This is a genomic window from Larkinella fluvii (assembly GCF_051857545.1).
Taxonomy (GTDB): domain Bacteria; phylum Bacteroidota; class Bacteroidia; order Cytophagales; family Spirosomataceae; genus Larkinella.
Genome location: NZ_JBPZHB010000002.1, coordinates 773,351 through 796,217, shown reverse-complemented (window position 1 = coordinate 796,217; position 22,867 = coordinate 773,351). Strand labels below are relative to the sequence as shown.

15 protein-coding genes are annotated in these 22,867 nt (G+C 54.3%); 3 read left to right on the top strand and 12 right to left on the bottom strand.

Annotated elements, in window-relative coordinates:
* Positions 1–3: 3 nt before the first annotated feature.
* The 10 genes from ACS5NO_RS07200 to ACS5NO_RS07155 all read right to left on the bottom strand — a co-directional run bounded on the left by ACS5NO_RS07200 (position 4) and on the right by ACS5NO_RS07155 (position 17,271).
* Entirely contained in the window at positions 4–3,447 is a 3,444-nt protein-coding gene (locus ACS5NO_RS07200) for a SusC/RagA family TonB-linked outer membrane protein (protein WP_439414499.1), read from the bottom strand.
* A 24-nt stretch (positions 3,448–3,471) separates the two neighbouring features.
* Positions 3,472–4,479: a FecR family protein gene (locus tag ACS5NO_RS07195; protein WP_439414498.1), complete on the bottom strand. Its 1,008-nt coding sequence runs from the start codon at positions 4,477–4,479 to the stop codon at positions 3,472–3,474.
* A gap of 99 nt (positions 4,480–4,578) precedes the next feature.
* Positions 4,579–5,271, bottom strand: coding sequence for an RNA polymerase sigma-70 factor (locus tag ACS5NO_RS07190; RefSeq protein ID WP_439414497.1), 693 nt, complete (start codon positions 5,269–5,271; stop codon positions 4,579–4,581).
* A 225-nt stretch (positions 5,272–5,496) separates the two neighbouring features.
* Positions 5,497–6,900, bottom strand: a complete 1,404-nt coding sequence (locus ACS5NO_RS07185) for a sialate O-acetylesterase (protein ID WP_439414496.1) — start codon at positions 6,898–6,900, stop codon at positions 5,497–5,499.
* Positions 6,900–8,366 carry an FAD-dependent oxidoreductase gene (locus ACS5NO_RS07180; protein WP_439414495.1) on the bottom strand — a complete coding sequence of 489 codons (1,467 nt, stop codon included), beginning with the start codon at positions 8,364–8,366 and terminating at the stop codon, positions 6,900–6,902. The genes ACS5NO_RS07185 and ACS5NO_RS07180 overlap by 1 nt, the downstream gene beginning before the upstream one ends.
* A 129-nt stretch (positions 8,367–8,495) precedes the next feature.
* Positions 8,496–9,938 (bottom strand): RagB/SusD family nutrient uptake outer membrane protein, encoded by a 1,443-nt coding sequence (locus ACS5NO_RS07175; RefSeq protein WP_439414494.1) that lies wholly within the window; start codon positions 9,936–9,938, stop codon positions 8,496–8,498.
* A 100-nt stretch (positions 9,939–10,038) separates the two neighbouring features.
* Positions 10,039–13,374: a TonB-dependent receptor gene (locus ACS5NO_RS07170; protein ID WP_439414493.1), complete on the bottom strand. Its 3,336-nt coding sequence runs from the start codon at positions 13,372–13,374 to the stop codon at positions 10,039–10,041.
* Positions 13,375–13,504: 130 nt separating this feature from the next.
* Positions 13,505–14,623, bottom strand: a complete 1,119-nt coding sequence (locus tag ACS5NO_RS07165) for a FecR family protein (RefSeq protein ID WP_439414492.1) — start codon at positions 14,621–14,623, stop codon at positions 13,505–13,507.
* 69 nt (positions 14,624–14,692) lie between these two features.
* Positions 14,693–15,328, bottom strand: a complete 636-nt coding sequence (locus ACS5NO_RS07160) for an RNA polymerase sigma factor (RefSeq protein WP_150881137.1) — start codon at positions 15,326–15,328, stop codon at positions 14,693–14,695.
* Between the two features lie 293 nt (positions 15,329–15,621).
* A complete protein-coding gene (locus tag ACS5NO_RS07155) occupies positions 15,622–17,271 on the bottom strand; it encodes a sulfatase family protein (RefSeq protein WP_439414491.1) in 1,650 nt (549 codons plus the stop codon).
* Positions 17,272–17,493: 222 nt separating this feature from the next.
* Here ACS5NO_RS07155 and ACS5NO_RS07150 point away from each other — a divergent pair, with 222 nt between their 5' ends.
* The 3 genes from ACS5NO_RS07150 to ACS5NO_RS07140 all read left to right on the top strand — a co-directional run bounded on the left by ACS5NO_RS07150 (position 17,494) and on the right by ACS5NO_RS07140 (position 20,018).
* Positions 17,494–18,261, top strand: coding sequence for an SDR family oxidoreductase (locus ACS5NO_RS07150; protein WP_439414490.1), 768 nt, complete (start codon positions 17,494–17,496; stop codon positions 18,259–18,261).
* 67 nt (positions 18,262–18,328) lie between these two features.
* On the top strand, positions 18,329–18,919 hold the full coding sequence (locus ACS5NO_RS07145) for a TetR/AcrR family transcriptional regulator (RefSeq protein ID WP_439414489.1): 591 nt from the start codon (positions 18,329–18,331) through the stop codon (positions 18,917–18,919).
* A gap of 97 nt (positions 18,920–19,016) precedes the next feature.
* Complete coding sequence (locus ACS5NO_RS07140) at positions 19,017–20,018, top strand: NADP-dependent oxidoreductase (RefSeq protein WP_439414488.1); 1,002 nt, start codon at positions 19,017–19,019, stop codon at positions 20,016–20,018.
* A gap of 37 nt (positions 20,019–20,055) precedes the next feature.
* Here the strand turns inward: ACS5NO_RS07140 and ACS5NO_RS07135 are convergent, their stop codons facing one another.
* Positions 20,056–21,051, bottom strand: a complete 996-nt coding sequence (locus tag ACS5NO_RS07135) for a Hint domain-containing protein (protein ID WP_439414487.1) — start codon at positions 21,049–21,051, stop codon at positions 20,056–20,058.
* A gap of 164 nt (positions 21,052–21,215) precedes the next feature.
* Positions 21,216–22,778 (bottom strand): flavin monoamine oxidase family protein, encoded by a 1,563-nt coding sequence (locus ACS5NO_RS07130; protein WP_439414486.1) that lies wholly within the window; start codon positions 22,776–22,778, stop codon positions 21,216–21,218.
* Positions 22,779–22,867 lie beyond the last annotated feature (89 nt).

Genomic DNA, 22,867 nt, shown 5'->3' with positions numbered 1-22,867 from the left:
GGATCAGAACGTACACTGAAGGCCCACTACGTACGATTTGGCCGCCGGGTACGTACCGTTGTCGTAAAACAGCGCATTGGCACTCCCGTAATTATTGGATTCGGGGTCCCAGCCCTGGTATTTAGTCAGCGTAAAAAGGTTGTTTCCAGCCACATACGCCCGAATACCTTTGGTGAATTTGACGCGGGGAAGGTTGTAGGCCAGCGTTAAGTTCTTGACCCGGATGTACGAATTGTCTTCCACCCAGCGATCGCCCACCGGCAGGTTCGTGCCCTGCGCCGGTTTGACATACTCGTTGTTGGGGTTGGTCGCCGACCAGCGGTTGGCCGTTCCTTCGAGCAAATTGACCTGCCCGGATGGTGTTTCGAACGTAAACCGGAAACCGTTGAACAGCCGACTCCCCTGCACGCCCTGCAGAAAACCGCTCAGTTCAAAATTCTTGTATTTCACCAGCGTCGAAAACCCGAAAAAGTACTTGGGCTGCGCATTCCCGACAATCACCTGATCATCGGTGCTGATTTTGCCGTCGCCATTGACATCCTTGATTTTAAAACCGCCCGTCCGGGCGTCATAGCCGGGGAGGAAGGTTTCACCGGTCTGGTTAATGCCGTCCAACATATACGTCCGGTAGATCCCCAGTGGTTGCCCGACTTTCAAAATGGAATAGCTCGACAGGGCAATTTCGTTCTGAATACCGTCCAGCGCCAGCACCTTGTTTTTGTTGAAGGTGATGTTTCCCGACGCTTCCCACTTGACCGCGCCCGTCAAAATCTTGCCACTCAGTCCCAATTCCAGCCCCTTGTTCTGGATCGAACCGTAATTCCCCGTGATGGTTGTGTAACCCGATGACATCGGCAAGGCTTTGGTGAAGAGCAGGTTATCGGTTCGTTTGTGGTAATAATCGGCGACGACAGTCAGCCGGTTATTCAGAAAAGACGCATCCAGACCAATGTCGAGTTGCGTCGCCTGTTCCCATTTCAAATCCGGGTTCGCAATCCCGCTCGGGTTGATGCCGGTTTGGGTTATGTTGTTGAAATTGTAGTTGTAGCCCTGTCCGCTCACCGTCGCCAGCGACTGGTATGGCCCGATGGCCCCCGCATTTCCGGTCACGCCGTAGCTCGCCCGCAGTTTCAGGTCACTGACGAATTTGACGGGTTTCATAAATTCCTCCTCGATGATCCGCCAGGCCGCCGACACCGCCGGAAAAAAACCGTATTTGTTGTTCGCACCAAACTTGCTGGAGCCATCCACCCGACCCGTCAGATCCAGAAAATACCGGTCTTTAAAACCATATCCCACCCGCCCCAGCCACGAGCTCAGGCTGCTTTTATTCCGGAAGCTCGACAGCGCATACACCGTGGCATTCGCGGTGGACCAGTTTTCGGTGAAGTCGTTGCCAAAACCGGAAGCCGTCTGGTTATTGGTCTGCAAAATATCCGACTGCGTCGCGTACACCACGGTCGCATTGAGCGTATGGTATTGACCAAACTGGGTTTTGTAGGTCAGGATGCTTTCGTGCAGCAAGGTTCGGGCGTAGCTGCTGTTGTTGATGGCCGATCCGTTCACGGCGTTGGGATTGTTCAGCGAAATCGAGTCGACAATGGAGCGGGGCGAATACTGTTCCTGTAAACTGGAGGACAGATCAGCGTTGAGGCTGGCGCGGTACGTCAGCCCTTTGAGGAGCGTCACTTCAAGGTACAAATTACCCAGAAACCGGTTGCCGCTGGTGTAATTCTTCTTCGCCAGCTCGCCCATTGGATTGACGGTTTCCCGGTAGCGTCCGTTGAACTGATCGGCAAAGGAATACACGCTGCCATCGGCCCGGTAGGGTCGCAAGGTTGGCGGAGCCGCCACGGCCCGGCCCAGAATGCCTTCGCGCGCACTCGTGACGTTCACCCCCGTTCCGCCCGCATTCACCCGGTTTTCGCCCGTTGCGGTGTAATACAGACTGGTGCCGACCTTCACCCGCTCACTGATCCGGTGGTCGATGTTGGCCCGGAGCGCATACCGCTCGTAATCTGTCTTTTTGATGATCCCTTCCTGACTAAAATAATTTGCGCCGAGCGCAATCTGGGTTTTGTTCGTGCCGGTGTTCACCGAGAGCTGGTGGTTCTGAATCATCGCCTGGCGAAAAATCAAATCCAGGTAATTGGTTCCTGCCCCCACCGCATCCGGATTGGGATACACGACGGTGGGGCTGTAGGTGGCGTTTTCCAACTGGGCAAACTGCGTCGCATTCAGGATGCCCAGCTTCCGGGTGGTTTCCTGCTGACCGATGTAGCCGTCGTACGAAACGTTCGTCACGCCGTCTTTGCCGCGTTTGGTCGTGATCAACACCACGCCGTTGGCCGCTCTGGCCCCGTAAATCGCCGTGGCTGCTGCATCTTTCAACACCTCCACCGACTCGATGTCCGACGGATTGATCTGGGAAAGCGGATTGGCCGCATTGACGCCCGACGACGCCGAAATCTGAATCCCGTCGATCACATACAGCGGTTCCGACGTTCCGTTGATGGAGTTCGTCCCCCGGATGCGCACGCTGATGTTGCCGCCGGGTGTTCCCGAATTTTGCCGCATGTCCAGCCCGCTCACGCGCCCCTGAAGACCCTGCGCTAGGTTAGCCACCGGCGTCGCTTTCAATTCCTCGGCTTTGACAGAGGCAATGGCCCCGGTCAGGGAGCTTTTGGTTCGGGTACCGTAGCCGACAACAACGACTTCGCCCAACGCTTTGGTATCGGGAGCCAGCCGGACGTCAATGATCGTACGGTTTCCGACCGCAACTTCCTGGTTCAGATACCCGACGAAGGAAAAAATCAGCGTCACCTGACCGTCTGAAATGCTGAGTTTAAATTTTCCATCGGCATCGGTGGTGGTTCCCCGCGTGGTATTTTTGATGACGATGCTGACGCCCGGCAGCCCTTCGCCGGTTTCGCTGGTGACGGTTCCGCCAATCGTCTGATCGCTCGCATTTTTCGCCTGGCTGGACACCACCAACTCCTGAACCGGCGGAATCCTGGCCGTCAAAGGTGCGGAAAAACCGGGCGTGGTTTCATTCACGCGTTGCAGCACTTCCGGCGAGTCGGCGTTCCGGCGACCCTGTTTTTTGTCGAGAATCAGGTAAGCGCCGTTCTGCGCTTTTTTGTAATACAAACCGGTCGCATTCAACAGTTTGTCCAGATTAAACTCCAGCTTCCGGTTGTAATTCAGCCGCCCCGCCGGAACGGTAACGCCTTCCAGCAAACCGCCTTCGAACAGAATATCCACGCCGTAGTGATTTTTCAAATCCTTCAGCACATCCCGCAGTTTGCGGACTTCCGGGGTATTTTCCTGCCGGGCGGTGGGTTGCTGGGCGCGGGCCAACGTCTGGGCCCGGTTTGGGAAGCTCATCAGGGAAAGCAAGGCAAATAGACAGCCGCCCCAGAGCGTTTTTCGTAAGGGTCTTTTCATGGCAACAAAAGGGTTTAGGAATGGTTAGTGGTCTTCGACAAACCGGACGGTGTCGTCGTGCCGGACAACCCGGATGCCAAAGACTTCGGAAACGGTATTGAGCAAATCGTCTACATTGTCGGCGCGGAACGATCCTACCAGCGTGCGCCGGGCTAGTTGGTCGCTGCTGATTTCGACCTGCAAGCCGTAATTTTCCGTGAGCATATCGCCAAACTCACGCAGGGACATGTCTTCAAAAACGAAGCGTTTTTCCGTAAAAGCCGTATATTTTTCGGGTTCCACCTGGCTCTGAAGTTGCAGTTGATTTTGTCGGCTAAATGTCGCCAGATCGCCCGGTTTCAGCGTCACCTGCCGGCGTTGGCGGTTTTCGGTGTAGCTCAGTTCCACTTTTCCCCGGCGAAGCATCACCTTGCCACCCCGCGTCCGGGAATAAACGGTGAACTCGGTTCCGAGAACGGTTACGTTGAAATCGCCCTGGGTTTTCACCAGAAACTTCTGATGTCCAGCCTGGTGCGTAACCGAAAAGAAGGCTTCCCCGAACAGCACAACCTCGCGGGTTTCGGCTCCGAACCCAAACCGGGGAACCTGCAATTCCGAATTGGCGTTCAGCGTCACCTTGCTGCCATCCGACAGCGTCAGCGAGCGGGTTTGCCCAAAATCCGTCCGGTAAGTCTGGTAATAAATTCGGTTCCGACCCAGCCAGCCAGCAAAAACCAGCCCGATCAACACCGCTGCGGCAGCCAGCCAGCGGATCGGAAATCGGAAGCTTCGACCGGTTTCCCGCAACGTTTCCACACTGCTGACGGTTGCCACCGACGGATGAGTCTGCATGTGTTGCACATACCGCTCCAGAGCCTGGTCCAGTTCCGGCACATACGGGGGCGCCTGGCGTTCCCATTCCACCAGCCACCGGTAGAACGATTCCTGGTTGATTTCGTCGTGCAGCCACTGTTCGATCTGCCGCTTCTGCAGGGGGGTGGTCTTACCGGCAAAATGCGCGAACACCAGTTCTTTCGTAATCATCGGATTCATGGTTTGGCTCGTCGGAAGCGGTTGTTGTTTTGACGCCGTTTCTAGCTAGACAAAAAGGACGGGATCTACACGTAGTCGGAGGCTCGAAAAAGAGGAATTTCAGGCTGGCCAGTCGGTCATACCTGCCAGCAAAGCCATCCACATCCAACTGTCTTTCAGACCGGTTCGCAAAGTTGCCAGGGCTTTTCCGATGTGGGTTTCCACGGTACGAATCGATAGGTGGAGTTCGTCGGCGATTTCCCGGTTTTTCTTCCCCTCAAACCGGTTCATGATGAACACTTTCTGGCATTGCGGAGGCAAGGTTCCCACCAGTTCGTCCACCTTCCGGTACAATTCCTCAAATTGCATCATGCGTTCGGGTGCATCGGAGGAAGCCGATTCCTGCTGCAGGGCCGACTCCAGCGGATCGCTCTTTTTCAGCTCGTTCATCAGGTAATTGTAGGCGCGATTGCGAACCGAACGGAACAGATAAGCCCGGTACGAATGCTGTACCTGACTGAATGCCTGCGTGTTCCAGAAGTTGTAGAAAATGTCGGCCACCAGATCTTCCGCAATTTCGCGGGAATACACAAACCGGGTGGCGTGCGTACACATCGGCTTGTAATACAGCCGAAAAAGCAATTCGCAGCCTTTTTTCGGATCGGTTCCGAACGTCCGGCGAATGAACAATTCGGAATCCAGCGTGGTCACCGATTCGGCCCCATCCGACCCGTCGGGCCGGTGTGCCATCGATTCACCGCCGTCTTTCCGACCGGTGTTTTCCGAAGATTCTTGCGTAAAAGCAGCCCGCATACACGACGATTTAAACTTCTGATTCCCGGGTTTTTAGTCCCTTTGGAATAAAGACAAATTCAAAGCCGAATATACGTAGTGGCGGTTGGGATTTTTTTAGAAAAAGTTTTGCGAAAAAAGGAAGAAAAGAAAAGGGAATGAAAAATGTAAAATGATGAACGCCAAATGTAAAAGTGCAAGTGCAAGCTGGGGACACTTTTACATTTGGCGTTCATCATTTATAATTCACCATTCCTTTTTAACCAGCCCCAGATCCCAATCATCCGTCCGAAACGGAATAACCGGCAAGCCTTCTGCGCTGAATAACGTGGGTTCGGGCGCATCCCGAAACGCAAACCGGACGGCGACGGGATTCTCGACGCTATCGGCCCAAACTTCAACGGTGTTGTGTTTAATCCGGGCCCGTGCTTTCCTGAAAACTTGATCGGCCCCGGCGATTTCAAATTCCGTCAGCACCCCGGTTCTGGCAATCAGGCCGTTGGGCGCGTGGTCGAAGGTCAGCCGGATGCGGTTTCCGTGGATGCGCAGGGAGCGGTATTGCGGACTTTTGTACGAATCGATCTTTTGATGATAGGTGTCGGCCAACGCCCAGTTGGCCAGCCGATTCCCGACTTCTTTTTTATACGCCGGATGAATATCATCCAGATTATCGACCAGATCGGTCGTCACCACCATGCCGGTTTTCGGAATAGCCATCGCCCTCGTCTGTTTTTCCCGAATCAACGCGGTTTCAAACGTTCCGCCGTAGCGATACGGAGCCAGTTGGACGAAGTAAAACGGGAAATCGGTCTGCCAGCGTCCGCGCCAACTTTCCACGAGCAGACGCGTCAATTGGTAATAGGCCGGCGCATAATGCCGGTTCGACTCGCCCTGGTACCAGATCACCCCGGCAATGGCGAACGACGTAATGGGCGCGACCATGCCGTTGAACAAAACGCCCGGAACGTTCGGTGCCCAGGGCGTTTTGACCATCGTCCGGCCCGAATGGCGGGTTTCGGGATACAGATTGACGAGCGATTCAGGCAGCCAGGTATCCATCTTGGAACCGCCCCACGACATATCAATCAGGCCAATCGGAATGCCAAGTTCGGCTTGCAGTTTCTTCCCGAAAAAGTATCCGACGGCACTGAATCGTTTCAAACTGACCGAATCACAAATCGACCAGTTTCCGCCCACGTCGTTCTGGGGCGAAACGGCCGCCCGACGGTTCATCTTAAAAAACCGCATGTTGGGGTTGTGGGCCTTCGGCAATTCAGCCCAGGCGTCCTTCACCCCTCCGGCGGCAGTCAACGCCATGTTCGACTGCCCCGAACACAGCCAGACTTCACCGATCAGAATATTGGTCAGCAAAACCGTATTGTTCCCCTGAATCGTAATGGAATATGGCCCACCGCTTTTGGGCGTTCGCAGGCGAATTTTCCAGGTCGCATCGGCAGCACCGGTGACGCTCACCGACCGGTTATCCCAACTAGCAGTAACGGTTATTTTTTCGGTCGGATTCGCCCAACCCCAGAGGGCCACATTGGTTTCCTGTTGTAACACCATGTCCGACGCCAGAATCGAGGGCAAAACAACGTCGGCATAAGCCCTGGAAAGGAGCAAAAACCACAACAGCAGGGCGGTTTTCATCAGCCGCGCATCCCGAGTTTGGTCAAAACCGCCACGGCCTCACTCCATTGCACCTCATGGGGCAATCGCTTGCTTTTGGCAGCCAGGGCGGCCACCACCCCGGCGGCTTCGCCCATTGCCACGGCATTGCCGGTGACGCGGTAGCTGGCGTGGGCTGTAAAATCACCGCTGATGCATCGACCGGCCATCATCAACCCGTCGACATCTTTGGCAATCAGCGCCCGCAACGGAATGTCATACGGGATCATTTTAATACCGCCCCGCGAAATGGTTTCCGTTTCGTTGGTTTTGCGGTCGGAAGCGTGAATATCGACGCCGAACGTGGGCCGAACGACAGCATCCTGGTGCCGGGCACCCATCGCAAGATCCTCTTTGGTAACCGTATACCGACCGTGAATCCGGCGACCATCCCGAATGCCGATCTGCTCGGGGGTTGCCACAATCTGAATCCCTTCCCACGGCCCACCGAGTTTGTTCAGACCGTGGACAATGCTGTACACCTCCGCCCGCGCCCGCACGGTGGCTTCGGTAATTTCATCGGCATCGAACGCCTTGATGTTGTATTCGTGATTAACCATCACCATCACCAGATTATCGCGAATGAGGAACAGCGTAGGCATCCCGTAGGAAGGCGTAATACCGGCGCGGTTGATCTCTTTCATAAATTCCTTCGTCGCTTTCACGTGCCAGTCCATGTTGGCTTTGCCGTTGTCGTCCTGGTAAAACGAAATGTACGGTTTCAGCGCAGCGGCATCTTTCACAACCGCCAACGTATTGAGGGTCAACGGCTGGCACGGACAGGTATCACCGCCCTTGCCGATTTCCCAGCTGTTGCCGGCCTGAGCGCCCAGATCACCGTCGCCGGTGGCATCGATAAACACTTTCGCCTTCCAGGCCTGCCGCCCCGATTTCGATTCGGTGATGACGGTCGTCACCTGGTTTTTGTCTTTGTAAGCGGCCGCCACCCGGGTGTGCAGCAGGAATTTTACGCCCGCTTCGGCGCACATTTCTTCGAGCAGCACCTTCATATCATCCGGCGCATAGACAAACTGATCCGGAACCTTGTTGCGCCGGGCGTCGCGTTCGTCGAGTTTTTGGATGATCTCTTTCGTCAGACCCGGTTTGTTGAAATCGAAGATATAAGTCAATAAACCCGCCGTCCAGACGCCCCCCAGACAGCCGTGGATTTCGAGCAACTGCGTTCGGGCACCGGCGCGGGCGGCTGTGATGGCGGCTGCAATCCCTGCTGGCCCTCCCCCGCAAACGATCACATCGACGTCACCTTTGATGGGCAGATCGCGGGAAGGTTCCGAAAATTTGGTTGCGTCTTTTGCTTCAGCAGCTTCCCCATTTGTTAAGCCAAGACCAGAAAGAGCCGTGGTGCCCAGAGCCGCAGACCGCAGGAATTTCCGGCGGTTCAGGTTAAATAGAGAGGAGAGTTCGGGTTTATTATCGTTGGATTCCATAAGGATTTCGCTGTTAAGAATTTATTTAATTTGCCCCCAACCCCCTAAAGGGGGCTTCTAAATCCGGAAGTGTTTAGCCCCCTTTAGGGGGTTGGGGGCAAATTACTTTTGCTATTAAGTCGTTAAAAATCAATACCCTGGATTCTGGTCTTTCACCGGATCGATTGCCTTGTTGTAGTTCAGTTCGGAAACCGGGATCGGCCACAGGAAATGTTTGTCGGCGATGGTTTTTCCTTTAGCCGCCAGAATAATCTCCTGCGCTTTTCCGGTCCGTTTCAACTCCAGCCACCGCTTGCCTTCGTACTGAAATTCGTAGCCGCGCTCTTTGACGACCAGATTCACGAAAGCCGCCGTCGTGGGATAGTCTTCCAGTTTGAAATCGACCGGAGAAGCTGCGGTTGGGTTTTTGCCATACGCCCGGCGGTGGACCTGATTGAGAGCTTCCATTGCGGCCGCCGTTGGCGCACTCCCGGCCCGGCCCGCAGCTTCGGCATAAATCAGGAGTAGGTCGGCATACCGATACCAGGGCACATCATTCCCGGCACCGGCAAATTCGAGCGAATTCGGATCGATGAATTTTTTGCTCAGCAAGGAGGTAGCACCGATGCCGATGTTCCAGGAATACCAGATTCCCTTGCGCAAATCCGCGTTGTCCCAGTTTCTGTACACCGGGTTGGTGTTATCGCCGTGCAGACCAAAAACGCCACCGCCACCGCCCAGAAATTTGGTCCCGGGGTGATTGGTCAAGGTTGGAAAGAGGTTGCCCTGTGCGGGCTGGCGGGAGAATTTCAGGTAGAAAATTTCTTCGGGCGTGGAAATTAGATCCGGGCCAAATACCTTCTGAAAGTCGTCGGACGTGGTCACCGGAATCAGCGAAAATTTCCCCGACTTGATCACCTCATCGGCCTTGTCACGGGCTTCGGCAAATTTTGCCAATTGCAAATAGACATCCGCCAGCATGGTTTTCGCGGCCCACCGGGTCGGTCGGCCTGGTTGCGTCACCTGGTCGGGCAGGTTGGTTTCGGCTTCTTTCAGATCGGCCAGAATCAGGGCATAAACCTCATCGACGGTATTCCGTTTGGCATCGATTTCGGTCATGTTGGCTTCCGTCCGGATCGGAACACCGCCCCAATTGCGCACAAGGTGGAAATAGCTGAACGCCCGCAGGAATTTGGCTTCGGCCACAAAACCGGTGACATCGGCTTTGCTGATCGCATTGCCGTTGGGTGCATTTTTAATCACCAGATTGGCATTCCGAATACTGAGGTAATAAGCTTCCCAGGCACCGGAAACCCGGCTGATGTTCACGTTATCGAGCCCCTGGAAATTATTCAGAACGGCGTAACTGCCCCGGCCATACGCGTAATCGATATGGCCTTCCAGTACGGCGATGTAGACGCCCATACCGTTGGTCGAACTGCTGCGCAAAGGGGTGTAAATGGCGTTGGTGGCCGCTTCTACCTCTACTTTCGTGTTGTAGAAGGTTTCAACCGCCAGCGTTTTCGGCTCCTCCTTCAAAACATCCTCACAGGACATCAGGAAGAGCATGGGGAGAAGGAATATCTTTTTCATGTTTTTCTAATTTTGAATGATAGAATGAGTGAATGATAGAATGGGAAAAGAAGTTTGTGGATTTATTTATTCACTCATTCTATCATTTACTCATTCAAAATTAAAATCCCGCCCGCAGGCCCACGGTGATCGATTTGGCGGTTGGGTAACTGTACTGGTCAAAACCCTGGGCGGTGGAGTTGGCACCCCCGTTGGAGTTCACTTCCGGGTCCCACCAGGAATAGTTGGTGAAAGTCAGCAGGTTCTGGCCGCTGGCGTAGAACTGCGCCGAGCGAATCCAGTTGACACCCCACTTCTGAACCGGCAGGTTATAGGCCAGCACAATGTTTTTCAACCGCAGGTATGAACCGTCTTCCACAAACCGGTCGGAGACATTGGTCCGCGTGGTGCTGCTGATGACCGGGTATTTGGCCGTCGTGTTGGTGGGCGTCCAGTGATCCCGCAGCACCTCGCGGGGCATGTTCAGGCCGTAGCCATAATCGACCGTGTTGTTGATGGCGCTGCTGTTGAAGATGTCGTTACCCTGGGTGCCCTGCAAAAAGATCGTCAGGTCGAAATTCCGGTACGACATGTTGGAATTCAAACCGTAGATAAAGTTCGGATTCGGGTCTCCAATGTAGGTTTTATCCCGTACCGTGATGGCTTTATCGCCGTCCAGATCCCGGTATTTGATCTTTCCTTTTTCGTCGTAACCGTCTTCGAGGTAGCCCCAGAAACGACCCATCGGCTGCCCTTCCCGCAGGATGTTCCGCGTGTCGGTAATCGCCGACAGATCGACAAAACCGCCCAGAATATCCTGTCCACCGTGTAGTTTGATGACCTTGTTGCGGTTGAAAGCCACGTTGGTGTTGACGTTCCATTTGAAAGCACCGGTCAGCACATTGGCGTTGATTCCCAGTTCAAGTCCTTTGTTCTGCACTTCCCCGATGTTCTGAATAGTGGTTACGAAGCCCAGCGAGGACGGCAGTTGGACCGTATTGAGCAAATCGCGGGTGTTTTTGATGTAATAATCGGCCGTCACCAGAATCCGGTTTCCCAAAACGCCGAAATCGATCCCGATGTCCTTTTGCTCGGTGGTTTCCCATTTCAGGTTTCCGGGCAGGTTGGTGCCGGGCGCATAGGCCGTATAGAGGGCATCCCCAAAGATGGTTTTCGCCGAAACAAGCTGATTCAGGGTCGCGTAGGCGCCAATCGCCTGGCTACCCGTCAGTCCCCAGCTTACCCGCAGTTTCAGGTCGGAAACCAGTCGGCTGTTTTTCAGAAAATCTTCATTGGAAATCCGCCAGGCTAGCGCCCCGGACGGGAAATACCCCCATTTATCGCCTTCGCTGTATTTGGAAGAACCGTCCGCCCGAAAGCTGAACGTCGCCAGGTATTTGCTGTCAAAGGCGTAATTGATGCGTCCCAGATAGGACAAAAGTGACGATTTGGAGTAGCCTGAGTTGGGGATGCCCGGCGTACTGGCCGCAGCCAGATCGTAGGTTTGGCTGGTGTTGCTGATGTAGCCCTGACCACTGCCGCTCAACGACGTGCTGACAAAATCCTGGTAGGTAAATCCGGCCACCGCCGAAACGCTGTGCTTTTCCCGGATGGTTTTGGCGTAACTGATCGTGTTCTCGTTCAACAAACTGGTAAACTGGCTGGTGCTGACACTGGCCCCGCCCTGTGAGCCAAAAAAGTTGTTGGTGGTATAGGAATCCGTTCGATCGTCGGAATTTTCAATACCGCCCGAAATTTTGATCGTCAGTTCCGGTATGGGGTTGTACACAAAGGCGGCATTCGTCATGACCCGGTTGCCCCGGGTGGCGTTACTTTGTTCGTTGAGGGTGTTGATTGGGTTACGCAGTTGCGTATTGATGAACGCGTAGGTGGTTCCAAACATTTCGTAGGTTCCATCGGCCTTGTAGGGACCCAGAACCGGCGGGGCCGAAACCGCCCCCGCAATCAGCGAACCGCCCCGGTTGCTCCCCTGGCTGTTCTGGGCACTGGATTTGATCCGGGTGAGGGTGCTGGCCACATTGACGCTGAGCTTTTGGCTGATGGCGTGGTTGATGTTGGCCCGCAGCGAATACCGGTTGTAGTCGCTGCCCCGGATGATGCCGTCCTGATTAAACGTGCTGCCCGACAGCGAAAACTGCGTTTTTTCGTTGCCGCCACTGATGTTCAGCGCAACCGTTTTCATGGGCGCTTTCTGAAACACCAGATCCTGCCAGTCAGACCCGTTCCCGAACGCGTCGATCTGGGCCTGCGTGAAATACGGTTTCAGTCCGTCGTTGGTTGCCTGTTCGTTGTAAAACGTTGCGTATTCCTTCGCATTCATCAGATCAAGTTTTTTCCGCAGCGTCTGGCTGCTATAACTGGTCTCCACGTCGACGCTGGTTTTACCGGCTTTCCCGCGTTTGGTCGTAATCAACACCACGCCATTCGCCCCCCGCGACCCGTAAATCGCCGTGGCCGATGCGTCTTTCAAAATCTCGATGTTTTCAATATCGGCGTTGTTCAACACCGTCGGGTTGCTGCCCGACATCGGAAAACCGTCCACCACATACAGCGGCTCGTTGCTCCCCTGAATGGAGTTGGTGCCCCGAATTCGAACACTGACGCTGCCACCCGGTGCTCCGGTATTCTGCAACACCTGCACCCCAGCCGCCCGGCCCGACAAGGCCTGCAACACGTTGGTGGCCGGGTACGAGTTGATGTCTTTGGATTTGACCTGTGACAGTGAACCCGTTAAATCACTCTTTTTGACAGTCCCGTACCCCACCACCACCACCTCGTCCAGCGCCTTCTGATCGGGAGCAAGCCGGATGTCGAAAACCGTCCGGCTCCCGACGCTAACTTCCTGATTGACATAGCCCACAAAGGAAAAAATCAGTACGGCGGTTTCGTCGGGAACACTCAGCCGAAACGCGCCGTTTCCGTCGGTGGTGGTGCCGCGCGTCGTATTCTTCACCACCACACTCACGCCCGGCAACCCCTCCCCTTTTTCGTCGGTCACTTTTCCACTCACCGACCGGTCGGCGGTTTGGGCCGTTTCTTCGAATTTGGGCGTGGGCTGAACACGCCCCATGCCGTCTGGAATCGTGGAACGGACGAGCGCGATCTGGCTTCCGGTGACGACATAGCTCAGTTGCAGCGGTTTCAGCAATCGGTCGAGAACGTCCACCAGCCGTTCGTCGGTTGCGGCCAGCGAGATTTTCCGGTCGATCTGAACTACCTGACGGCTGTAGACGAACTTGACGTGCGCCGTTTTTTCGAGCGTCAGCAAGGCCTGCCGGACGGTGTAATTGTCCAGCCGAACGCTCACCCGCTGGTCGAGCAATTCCTGCGCCCGGGCGGCCAGCGCGCCGTTGATCAGCAACGCCGTCAGTACTACCTGGAGGAACGAAAGTCGCATAAGCATCCGAATCGTTTCGTGGTTTGTAAACTTGTACATAAATTGGAGGTGGTTTAGTTATTCCGGGCAAAGGAGTAGCTACACCGGTCCGCGGTGGCCCGAAAGTGCCGCCGGATCGGTCAATTCCACCCGCTATGTTCGCACCATAGCGGGCTTTTTTTTGGAAGATTTACGGACAGCCCCGGCTGGAAACAATGATCCGGGCATCGACCACCTCGTAGGAGGCACCGATGGAAGCACACAGCAGCCGGAGTTGATCGTGGAGCGGTACGCCCGCCATCGACGCCGTCAGGGTGCAGTTCCGAAGAACCGTAGGATCATAGATAATTTCGACACCGTAGGCTTTTTTCAGTCGCTCAAACACTTCGGATGCGTGAGTATCCTCAAAACTAAAACTTTCCCGGTTTTCCGCAGGAGCTATTAAGGCAGGTTGTGTGACGAGTTCTTTCTGGTAATGATTCTGGCTGGCATCGTACGTAACCTGTTGATTGGCAGTCAATACAACACCCGGCACTTCTCGTTTGTCCGGTCGCCGGGACGCCATCCAGTCGCGCCGGTCCATCACCGACACCTTGCCCGACAGCACCGACACTTTCATCTGTTTGTCACCCGTTCGGGCCTGTACCCGAAACCGGGTTCCCAGTACGCGGGTTACCAGCGGGCCGCTGTAGACCAGAAACGGTCGTTTTCCTTCGTGAACCACGGCAAACGTGGCCTCCCCTTTCAGTTGGATTTCGCGCTGACCGGCGTCGAACGTGCGGGGGTACCGCGCTTCGCTGTTGGGCATCAAGGTCATCCGGCTGCCATCAGGCAGCGTCAGTCGGACGGGTTGCGACGTGCCATTGACCTGGTTGATCCACTGCGCATCCGACGGTTTTTCCAAATCGGTAAAGGCTACGGTTTCTGACTCGGGCGTTATCTTGTCCTGCCACTGAAACACCCCCCAACCTATCCCCACCAGCAGGACGACCGCAGCCGCTGTCTGCCAAAACCGGGTGCTCAATGACCGTTGAACCGTCTGCCAGCGCGACTGTTCCGGGGAATAACGGGCTAGCTTGACGATGCGCTCCACCTCCAGCTGTTCCTGTTCGGGAGCCAGGGTATGCGGGCGGTTTTTCAGCGCTTCGGCCATGTCTTTCGCCAGCAGCAGCGTCGCGCGCTGCTGCGGGTTGTCCCGTTGCCACTGTTCCCAGAACCGCCGGGCTTCGGGCTGGCCGTGTTTTACCCAGGCCAGAAACCGGGCATCCAGCAGGAAATCTTCGACGGTATAGTGTTGATACGCTTTCATCGTGGTGTTGTGGAAGGGCTTCGGTCGTTAATAGGAAGGCTTTGGCGCGTCATACTCAGGGCGTCCGGTTTATTTATGTCCAGACTCCAGCAACCAATATCCGATCAACGACAGCAGCGAGGGCCAGCTTTCCCGCAGTCGGCGCAAACCCCGGTGAAGTAGGTTCGCAACCGACTGCTTGTTCACGGCCAGAATATCGGCAATCTCCTCGTTCGACAGCTCGCCGTAAAATTTCAGGTGAATCGCTTCCCGCTGGCGATCCGAAAGTTGTTCCAGCAAGGCGTTCAGCCGGGCCGTCTGGTAGTCCGACAATTCCGTCCGGATCAAAGCCTGTTCCGCCGTAATTTCTTCCGAACTGAGGTCGTCGAACACAAAACCGTCATCGCCGGTGACCGACGCATGGCGCATCATTTCCCGGTGGATTTTACGCCGGAGCGATTTGTAGAGATACGGCCGGATGTATTGCGTTTGCACGATTTTGGCCCGGTAGGTCCACAAATCCAGAAACAGATCCTGCATACAGTCTTTCAGCAAGTCGGAGTCACGGGTAAACCGGCCACCGTAAAAGTGGAGTTCCCGGTAAAAATGCTGCACCAACGCCTGAAAAGCCTCCTGCGGCCCTTCCCGGAATTGCTGCCACAGCAGCGTTTCGTCGGTTTTCTCCCAGGCATTTTGACGTTTGTCATGGATATCGGGTTTCAGCATGGTCCTTACGATTTACCGGATTCAGAATAGGCAGTCAGAGCACGTACGCGGTCGAAGGATACGACTGGTGGTTAATAGGTGATAAAATTCAACTAATACTCAAGATTGTGCAAAATATATTTTCAAATCGTTTTGCCCCGGTTTCAGCGATGGCCCACGGGAAAAATCCAATCGGGTTTTCATCAATGAACCGCGCTGTTGGGCCCCTGACGGGGCATAAAAAAAACCGGTCACTTCATGAAAATCGCAACACTCGATCCGTGATTAAAATCACGTCGGAATAGACCGCCCGTTTATAATTTCACTTCCCGGCTCGGCAAATAGCCAATCCGGTGGGCCACCACCCGCAGCGAGTCGCCCGGTTGAACAGGGATCGGTTTTCCGGCATAAACCTGCCAGACGTTGGGCTGGTCAGCACCCCGTTTCAGCACATACCCGATTGAAGCCCCCGGCGTGGCGCAGTGAAAGGCGACGGTATTTCCCGACTTCACCAGCTCAGGATCAGCGGTTTTGGACGGTTCAGAATTTCCGTTCCACATTTGTTTCAGCATTTCCGCTTCAGACATGGCCCCTTTGTCGCCCACCTTTTTCTGCCAGGCATCCATCTGTGCACGCAACTCCCGCAGTTTGGCCTGGTGGGCGGGCTGGGCGGCCAGATTGGTAAACTCGTTCGGATCAGTCCGGGTATCGCACAATTCTTCCTCCGGTTTCGTTTTCCGAAACCACAGTTGCTGCGTCGCATTCAGTTTCCCTTCCTCCTGCAACTGCAGCAATTCCTTCATCATCGGAATGCCCAGCCGGTAGTTGATGTTCTGGTAATGCGGTTTTTCGGGCATGAAGTTGCGGTAGTACTTGTACCGGCCATCGCCCACGGCCCGCACCCGGTCGAGTTCGGTATCCATGCGATCGCGACCCGCAAAAATGTATTTCCGGGGTGTTGCGGCTTTTTTCGGTCCTAAAAACGCCTGTCCCTGCAAGTAGTCCGGTAGAGAAATATTCGCCAGGGAAAGAACCGTTGGTGCCAGATCGACAAAGCTAATGAGCTGGTCATCGGTGCTTCCGGCCGGTTTGGAACCCTTTACGCGAAATTTTTCCGGAATCCGGACAATCATCGGCACGCGCAGTCCCCGGTCATACACCTCCCGTTTCACGAAAGGCAGACCGTCGCCGTGGTCGGAATAAAAGAAGATGATGGTGTTATCGTAGAGTCCGTCCTCCTTAAGCTGCTGCAGGATCGTTCCCACGATGGAATCCATGCGCATGACGTTGGACAAATGCCGGGCGATGTCGTGCCGAACGGTTTTGGTATCGGGATAATAGACCGGTACGGTTACGTCTTCCGGCCGAACCAGCAGCGTTTCCTTGTCCCGCGCCCAGATCTGCGACTCGTGCGTGATCACCAGATTGAAAATTGAAAAGAAAGGTTTATCGACCGGGCGGTTTCGCCAGTGGGCTTTCCGGCTGCTCTCATCCCAAACCGTCACGGGCGGCACAAACTGGTAATCCAGCTTTTCATTGTTTGTGGTATAATACCCCGCTTTCCGCAAATACTCGGGGAAGCAACGCACCTCCTCGGGCAGCACGGCGGAATACGATTTGACCGGCGACGATTTGTGGGGAAATGGATCGGCCTGGAGCGTTCGCATGTGCTGTGTTCCGATCGAGGTCTGGTACATGCCCGTGATGAGAGCCGACCGGCTGGGCGCACACACCCCGGCGGTGGAATAGACGCGCGAATACCGGACTCCTTCGGCCGCCAACCGATCGAGATTGGGCGTTTTCACCACCCGTTCGCCGAACGCGCCGAGGTGGGGCGACATATCCTCGCAGGTGATCCAGAGTATATTGGGCGATTCGGGCGTCTGATGGGCCGGGCGCAACACCAGGCCCAAACCGGAAAGGCTGACGAGGACAAACAGAGCAAGGGTCGAGTAGTTTTTCATGGAAGGGAATCAATCATAAATGCAAAATGATAAACGCCAAATGCAAATGTATTCCGCAATCAGTCACTTTTACATTTAGCGTTTATCATTTTGCATTGATGATTCTCAATCCATTCCAATAAACCCTGGAAAAGAAATCTTCCCATCTCTGGAAAACCGGCGAAGGTTCCTTTTCTTGCAAACGGAGAGGGACGACTACCAACCTGTAATCAAACACGCAATATGAATTCTTTCTGGAAACTTACCGGCTCCCGCGCCCTGGTGACCGGTGGCACCAAAGGCATTGGTGAAGCGATTGTAAATCAACTGCTGGAACTGGGCGCGGAGGTGTTTATCGTGGCCCGCGACAATGATGTATTGCAGCAAAAACTGGCTGAATACCGGCAAAGCGGTTTTTCAGTCGATGGCATGGCCGCCGACATCAGCCAGCCGGGGGCGGTGCAGCACGTGGCCGAAACCGTCCAAAACCGCTGGGGCCGTCTGGATATTTTGATCAACAATGCCGGCACGAACATTCGAAAACCCACTACAGAGTATTCAACAGACGAATTCGATCTTCTATTGAACACCAACCTGCGGGCGGGCTACGAACTCTGTAAGGCAGTTTATCCGCTGTTGAAGTCGTCGGGAAAAGGCAGCATTGTGTTTGTTTCGTCGGTATCGGGACTAACGCACACCAGCAGTGGTTCCATTTACGGCATGACCAAAGCGGCACTGCACCAACTGGCGAAAAACCTGGCCGTCGAGTGGGCCACGGACGGCATTCGAACCAATGTGGTCGCGCCTTGGTACATCTACACGCCCCTGGCGGCACCGGTGCTGGACAATCCCGAAAAACTGGCAGGCATTCTGAAACGGACGCCGATGGGGCGCATCGGAAAAGTAGAAGAAGTAGCCGCCACCGTCGCCTTTCTGTGCCTGCCCGCAGCGGGTTACATCACCGGCCAGACGATTGCGGTAGATGGCGGAATGACGGTTTGGGGGATGTAATGATGGTAAATAAATCAATCAACACCAGCATGATGCAAAAATAGACCAAAAAGTCTATTTTTGCATCATGCTTACGAAAGCGGAACGAACCAAGCAATTTATTCTGGAAACCGCAGCGCCACTGTTCAATGAACGAGGGGTCGCCGGTGTTCACATTGACGACGTGCTTGCAGCCACCAAAGTAGCCAAAGGGTGTTTGTATGGCCATTTTGAGAACAAGGAAGACCTTTCAGTTCAGGTCATTGACCTGCTGCTCTCAAAAATGACGGAAAAAATTTTGGCTACGATTGGGCAGGCTGATACCGCCAAGGCCAAAATCTTCGCTTTTCTTGACTTGTACAGCGATCCCCTCAATACGTACATCCGTGGGGGTTGCCCCATTTTCAACATGGCCGTAGAATCGGATGATACGCACCCGATTATTAAAAACAAGGTTGCAAATGTTATCACCAGGGGGCAGGAGTTGGCGGTTGCTGTCCTGAAACAGGGTATTGAGAATGGGGAATTTTCGACTAAACTTGATCCGGTTGGTTATGCTTTCCATATGGTTGCCGCTGTCGAAGGCGGGGTTGTCATGTGCAGGGCAATGAATACCGCTCAGCCGATGATCGGTCTTATCAAAAGGTTGAAAGCAGAACTGGAGCGGTATGCTTCCTAAAAAAATTTGCCACGAAATAGACCAAAAAGTCTAAAACGAATCAGAACTAACTGTAAACCAGAAACCGTCTCATTTCAAAACTAAAACCTACTACAGCATGAAAGCTTTTTTCATTGATCGATATAACAAAAAAGAACCCATGCGTTTCGGTGAGATGCCGGAGCCGAAACTGCGGGAAAATGACGTACTGGTTAAAATCCATGCCGCCGGCGTCAATTTGCTGGATTCCAAAATCAAAGCGGGTGAGTTCAAAGCCATGCTCCCCTACAAATTACCACTCATCATGGGCCATGACGTGGCAGGTGTGGTTGTCGAAGTGGGTGTGAAGGTGAAAAAAATCAAGGTTGGTGACAAAATCTACGCCCGCCCCGCCGATTACCGCATTGGTACGTTTGCCGAATTCATCGCCATTGACGAAGCCGACGTCGCCATTATGCCCACCTCACTGTCGATGGAAGAGGCTGCGTCGATTCCGCTGGTGGGCTTGACGGCCTGGCAGGCCCTGGTTGAAAAAGGCAACCTCAAAAAAGGTCAAAAGGTGTTCATTCAGGCCGGTTCGGGCGGAGTGGGCACTTTTGCGATCCAACTGGCCAAACACCTGGGCGCAACCGTAGCCACCACCACCAGCGCAGCCAACCTTGAACTCGTAAAGAGCCTGGGGGCCGATGTAATAATCGACTACAAAACCCAGGATTTCGAAAGCATCCTCAGCCAGTATGATTTGGTGCTCAACAGCCAGGATGCCGCCACACTGGAGAAATCACTGCGGGTGCTGCGGCCCGGCGGCAAACTCATTTCCATCGCCGGCCCGCCCGATCCTGAATTTGCCAGAGAAATCGGCCTGAACTGGCTACTGAACATGGTGATGTTCTTTCTGAGTTACACCACCAAACGCAAAGCAAAAGCCCTCGGCGTGACCTATTCATTCCTGTTTATGCGAGCCGATGGAAACCAGCTCGCCAAAATCACCAGGCTGATCGATGATCAGATCATACGCCCGGTGATGGACAAGGTATTTCCGTTTAATGAGGCCAATGAAGCCCTGGATTACGTGGAAAGCGGACGGGCCAGGGGCAAGGTTGTCATCGAAGTAGCGTAGTCAGCTTTCGCGCTTTCTGGCCAAACGACCCTGACCTTTATTTATCCAGAACCACGACGTCATTGATGAGGTAGCTTCCTTTGTCCGTCGTCAGGTTGTAGACTTTGTCAACCGTGCGAACCGTATGCTGAACGGCGGCCACTTTCCAGGCCGACACGGTTTGGGTAGCACCATCGAAGCGGTACAGCACATCGCCGTTGCGCAGGTCACCCAGTTTTTTCGTACCGGTTGCAGTTTGAACAGGGTGGTTGGCAGTGGCTTCCAGCAAAACCGGCTTGGTCAATGCAGCCGTGTTGCTGGCCGAAAGATCCTGAACCGGCGTCATCCAAACCCCGGCGATGGACAGATTGGGTTTTGCGTGGATGGTCACTTCCTGCACCCTTGACGGAACCAGCAGGCGGGTTTTGGCGTCGTAAGCCAGCACTTCATCACCGGCTTTCACGTCCTGAATAACTTTTGTCTGGCGGTCGGCCAGGGTCACCACGGCGTCGGCGGGGAAGCAGAAATTGTATTCTTCCTTTTTCTTGTCACCGCCTTCTTCCTTCGCACCGCCACCACCCATCAGCAGGGCCATTTCGCGGGAAAGCACAAAACCGAGTGCCGACATCAGTCCGGCTTCTTTTTCGCCCACATACTTCAGATCGTCGATGTAGGCATCCCAGGCCTTGCGGTCGGCGCTGGCACCGGGAATCACGAACGGCTTGGTTTCTTTGGTTTTTCCATTTTCATAGATCGCCAGCAAACCGAGTTCCTTGGTATCCGCAGCCGTGAAAACTTTGTACAGATAGATTTTCCGGGGAATCCCGTCGCTGTAATTGAAGACGTAGGCGGGGCGTTCTTCGTAGCGATCCAGAATGAAATCACCGGATTTGAAATAGGTATCTTTTTCCAGATTACCAATTTTAATGGCTTTAACGGCTTTCAGTTGATCCAGCGACATGGAAGCAGTTTGCGCCCAAACGTGAGAAGAAACCAGTTGCGCGATAATCACACAACAGACAAGCAGACCTGTACGGAGTAGGTTAGTTTTCATGGTAGATCGTTATTCAATAGTCGAGATTTAATATTCGATATTTCTTATTTTCTCAGGTAACCCGGTCTTACATCCATGCCCCTAAATTCCCTGAAGGAGACTTGGACGCGGAATTCTTCGGATGCAGCGGCCGACCGTCCTTCAGGGGATTTAGGGGCATCAAATTATTTCTTCGTGTACTCACCAACGCGGGCGTGCAGCGAATCGACCACGCGTCGGGCGGAGGTGAACGCTCCCGCCATCCAGGCCGTCAGATACGTGGTGTGTTCTCCGGCAAAGTAGATGTTTCCATCCGGTTCGAGCAGCGACGGATAGTATTTTTGCCGGACAGCATCGTCATACAACGCCCAGCCACCTTCGTTGTACGGGATTTTCTGCCACGCCAGGGAAAACGAGTTTTCAAACTCCTGCGGGTATTGCGGATGAAGTTTATAACCCTGCTCCAGCGCCATTTTTTCGCGGGCGGCCAGCGGCATATCCCCCACGGCACCCGCCCGGGTATAGAAATTATAATACCCGATCAAGACGCCTTTCTTGCCCATCAGACCGAACGATGGATACCAGATCTGGTTGATATCCATGTTGGTACGGGAAATTCCGCCGTAGATCGCATCGTCTTCCTCCCAAAACCGCCGTTTGAATTGCAGGCCGATTTTGCCGGTTTTCATGTAGGGAATAAAATCCGCCGACCGTTTGACCATCGGTGACAGATCGGACTCAATCTTTTTCAGAATGGGCAGCGGCAGCGTACAGACGCAGAATTCCGCCGTTAACTCGGTGGGTTTGCCATCTTTCTGATAAACCACCCGAACGCCATTTTCCGTTTTTCGCAACTCTTTCACCGGCGCGTTGAACTGGATTTTTCCGGCCAGCTTTTTTTCCAATGCCTTCGGAATGGCATCCATACCGCCCACGGGTTGCAACAGCGTCGAATGCTGTTCGAACGTGTAGTCGCCGTTGTTGTAAAAAACCGGTTGCATGTAGCCCGAACGCAGGTATTCCGTCAGGCCATACGGGTCTTCGAGATCACCGGGCATAGACCCCGCACCGGGCATCGTTTTGTAGCCCCGGCGATTGGTGCCTTTGTAGAGCTTGCCGGTATTCAAATCCCCTTCATTTTTCAGAAAGTCGATCAGCTTTTCAACGTCTTCTTTGGTCAACTGCTGGTCGAGCGACGATTGATCCAGGGCTTTCGCCAGCAACTCACTCGTGTAGCCCCGCAGGTCACTGTGGTATTCCCGGATGCGCATCCGTTTGTTGGCCAGCGCGCCCGTTCCGCCCTCGTTGTAGAGCCAGGCCGACTCGTTGGAGCCATTGAAAATCTCAAGCGGCACACCCAGTTCACGGCAATACTGCAACGTCAGTTGATGATTGTGGGGAATCCGGGCTGCTCCGCCGTTAAAGTACTGACCGTCAACGAACTTGCAAACCTGTTCAGCTCCGCCAATTTCTGTTTCCTTCGTTCCTCCGCGCACCGTCCAGACCCGGCCACCGGAGCGGCTGCGGGCTTCGAGCACCGTGCAGTCGTAGCCCAGTTTGCCGAGTTCGTAGGCTGCGGTCATACCGGCCAAACCCGCGCCCAGAATTACCACTTTGCGGGCTTTTCCGTCTTTCAGGCCATTGGCCGGTAAATCAAACGCTTCGGCGGGGGCCGGTTTCAGCAGTCCCCAGGCCAGCAAGGTGGCATACGTAGCTCCGGTTGATTCAATAAAATTACGTCGGGTCATTCTGAATCAGTTAAAAGTTAAGAATTAAAAGTTAAGAGTTAAAAAAACTGACCGGCAGTCAAACGCGTCAGCCAACCGCGCAGGGCGGC

What these genes read in the sequence shown, in the direction of transcription:
- ACS5NO_RS07155 (WP_439414491.1), bottom strand. Translation starts at nt 17,271, where the DNA reads ATGAAAAACTACTCGACCCTTGCTCTGTTTGTCCTCGTCAGCCTTTCC.
- ACS5NO_RS07145 (WP_439414489.1), top strand. Translation starts at nt 18,329, where the DNA reads ATGCTTACGAAAGCGGAACGAACCAAGCAATTTATTCTGGAAACCGCA.
- ACS5NO_RS07140 (WP_439414488.1), top strand. Translation starts at nt 19,017, where the DNA reads ATGAAAGCTTTTTTCATTGATCGATATAACAAAAAAGAACCCATGCGT.
- ACS5NO_RS07165 (WP_439414492.1), bottom strand. Translation starts at nt 14,623, where the DNA reads ATGAAAGCGTATCAACACTATACCGTCGAAGATTTCCTGCTGGATGCC.
- ACS5NO_RS07135 (WP_439414487.1), bottom strand. Translation starts at nt 21,051, where the DNA reads ATGAAAACTAACCTACTCCGTACAGGTCTGCTTGTCTGTTGTGTGATT.
- ACS5NO_RS07185 (WP_439414496.1), bottom strand. Translation starts at nt 6,900, where the DNA reads ATGAAAACCGCCCTGCTGTTGTGGTTTTTGCTCCTTTCCAGGGCTTAT.
- ACS5NO_RS07130 (WP_439414486.1), bottom strand. Translation starts at nt 22,778, where the DNA reads ATGACCCGACGTAATTTTATTGAATCAACCGGAGCTACGTATGCCACC.
- ACS5NO_RS07200 (WP_439414499.1), bottom strand. Translation starts at nt 3,447, where the DNA reads ATGAAAAGACCCTTACGAAAAACGCTCTGGGGCGGCTGTCTATTTGCC.
- ACS5NO_RS07150 (WP_439414490.1), top strand. Translation starts at nt 17,494, where the DNA reads ATGAATTCTTTCTGGAAACTTACCGGCTCCCGCGCCCTGGTGACCGGT.
- ACS5NO_RS07175 (WP_439414494.1), bottom strand. Translation starts at nt 9,938, where the DNA reads ATGAAAAAGATATTCCTTCTCCCCATGCTCTTCCTGATGTCCTGTGAG.
- ACS5NO_RS07190 (WP_439414497.1), bottom strand. Translation starts at nt 5,271, where the DNA reads ATGCGGGCTGCTTTTACGCAAGAATCTTCGGAAAACACCGGTCGGAAA.
- ACS5NO_RS07160 (WP_150881137.1), bottom strand. Translation starts at nt 15,328, where the DNA reads ATGCTGAAACCCGATATCCATGACAAACGTCAAAATGCCTGGGAGAAA.
- ACS5NO_RS07170 (WP_439414493.1), bottom strand. Translation starts at nt 13,374, where the DNA reads ATGTACAAGTTTACAAACCACGAAACGATTCGGATGCTTATGCGACTT.
- ACS5NO_RS07180 (WP_439414495.1), bottom strand. Translation starts at nt 8,366, where the DNA reads ATGGAATCCAACGATAATAAACCCGAACTCTCCTCTCTATTTAACCTG.
- ACS5NO_RS07195 (WP_439414498.1), bottom strand. Translation starts at nt 4,479, where the DNA reads ATGAATCCGATGATTACGAAAGAACTGGTGTTCGCGCATTTTGCCGGT.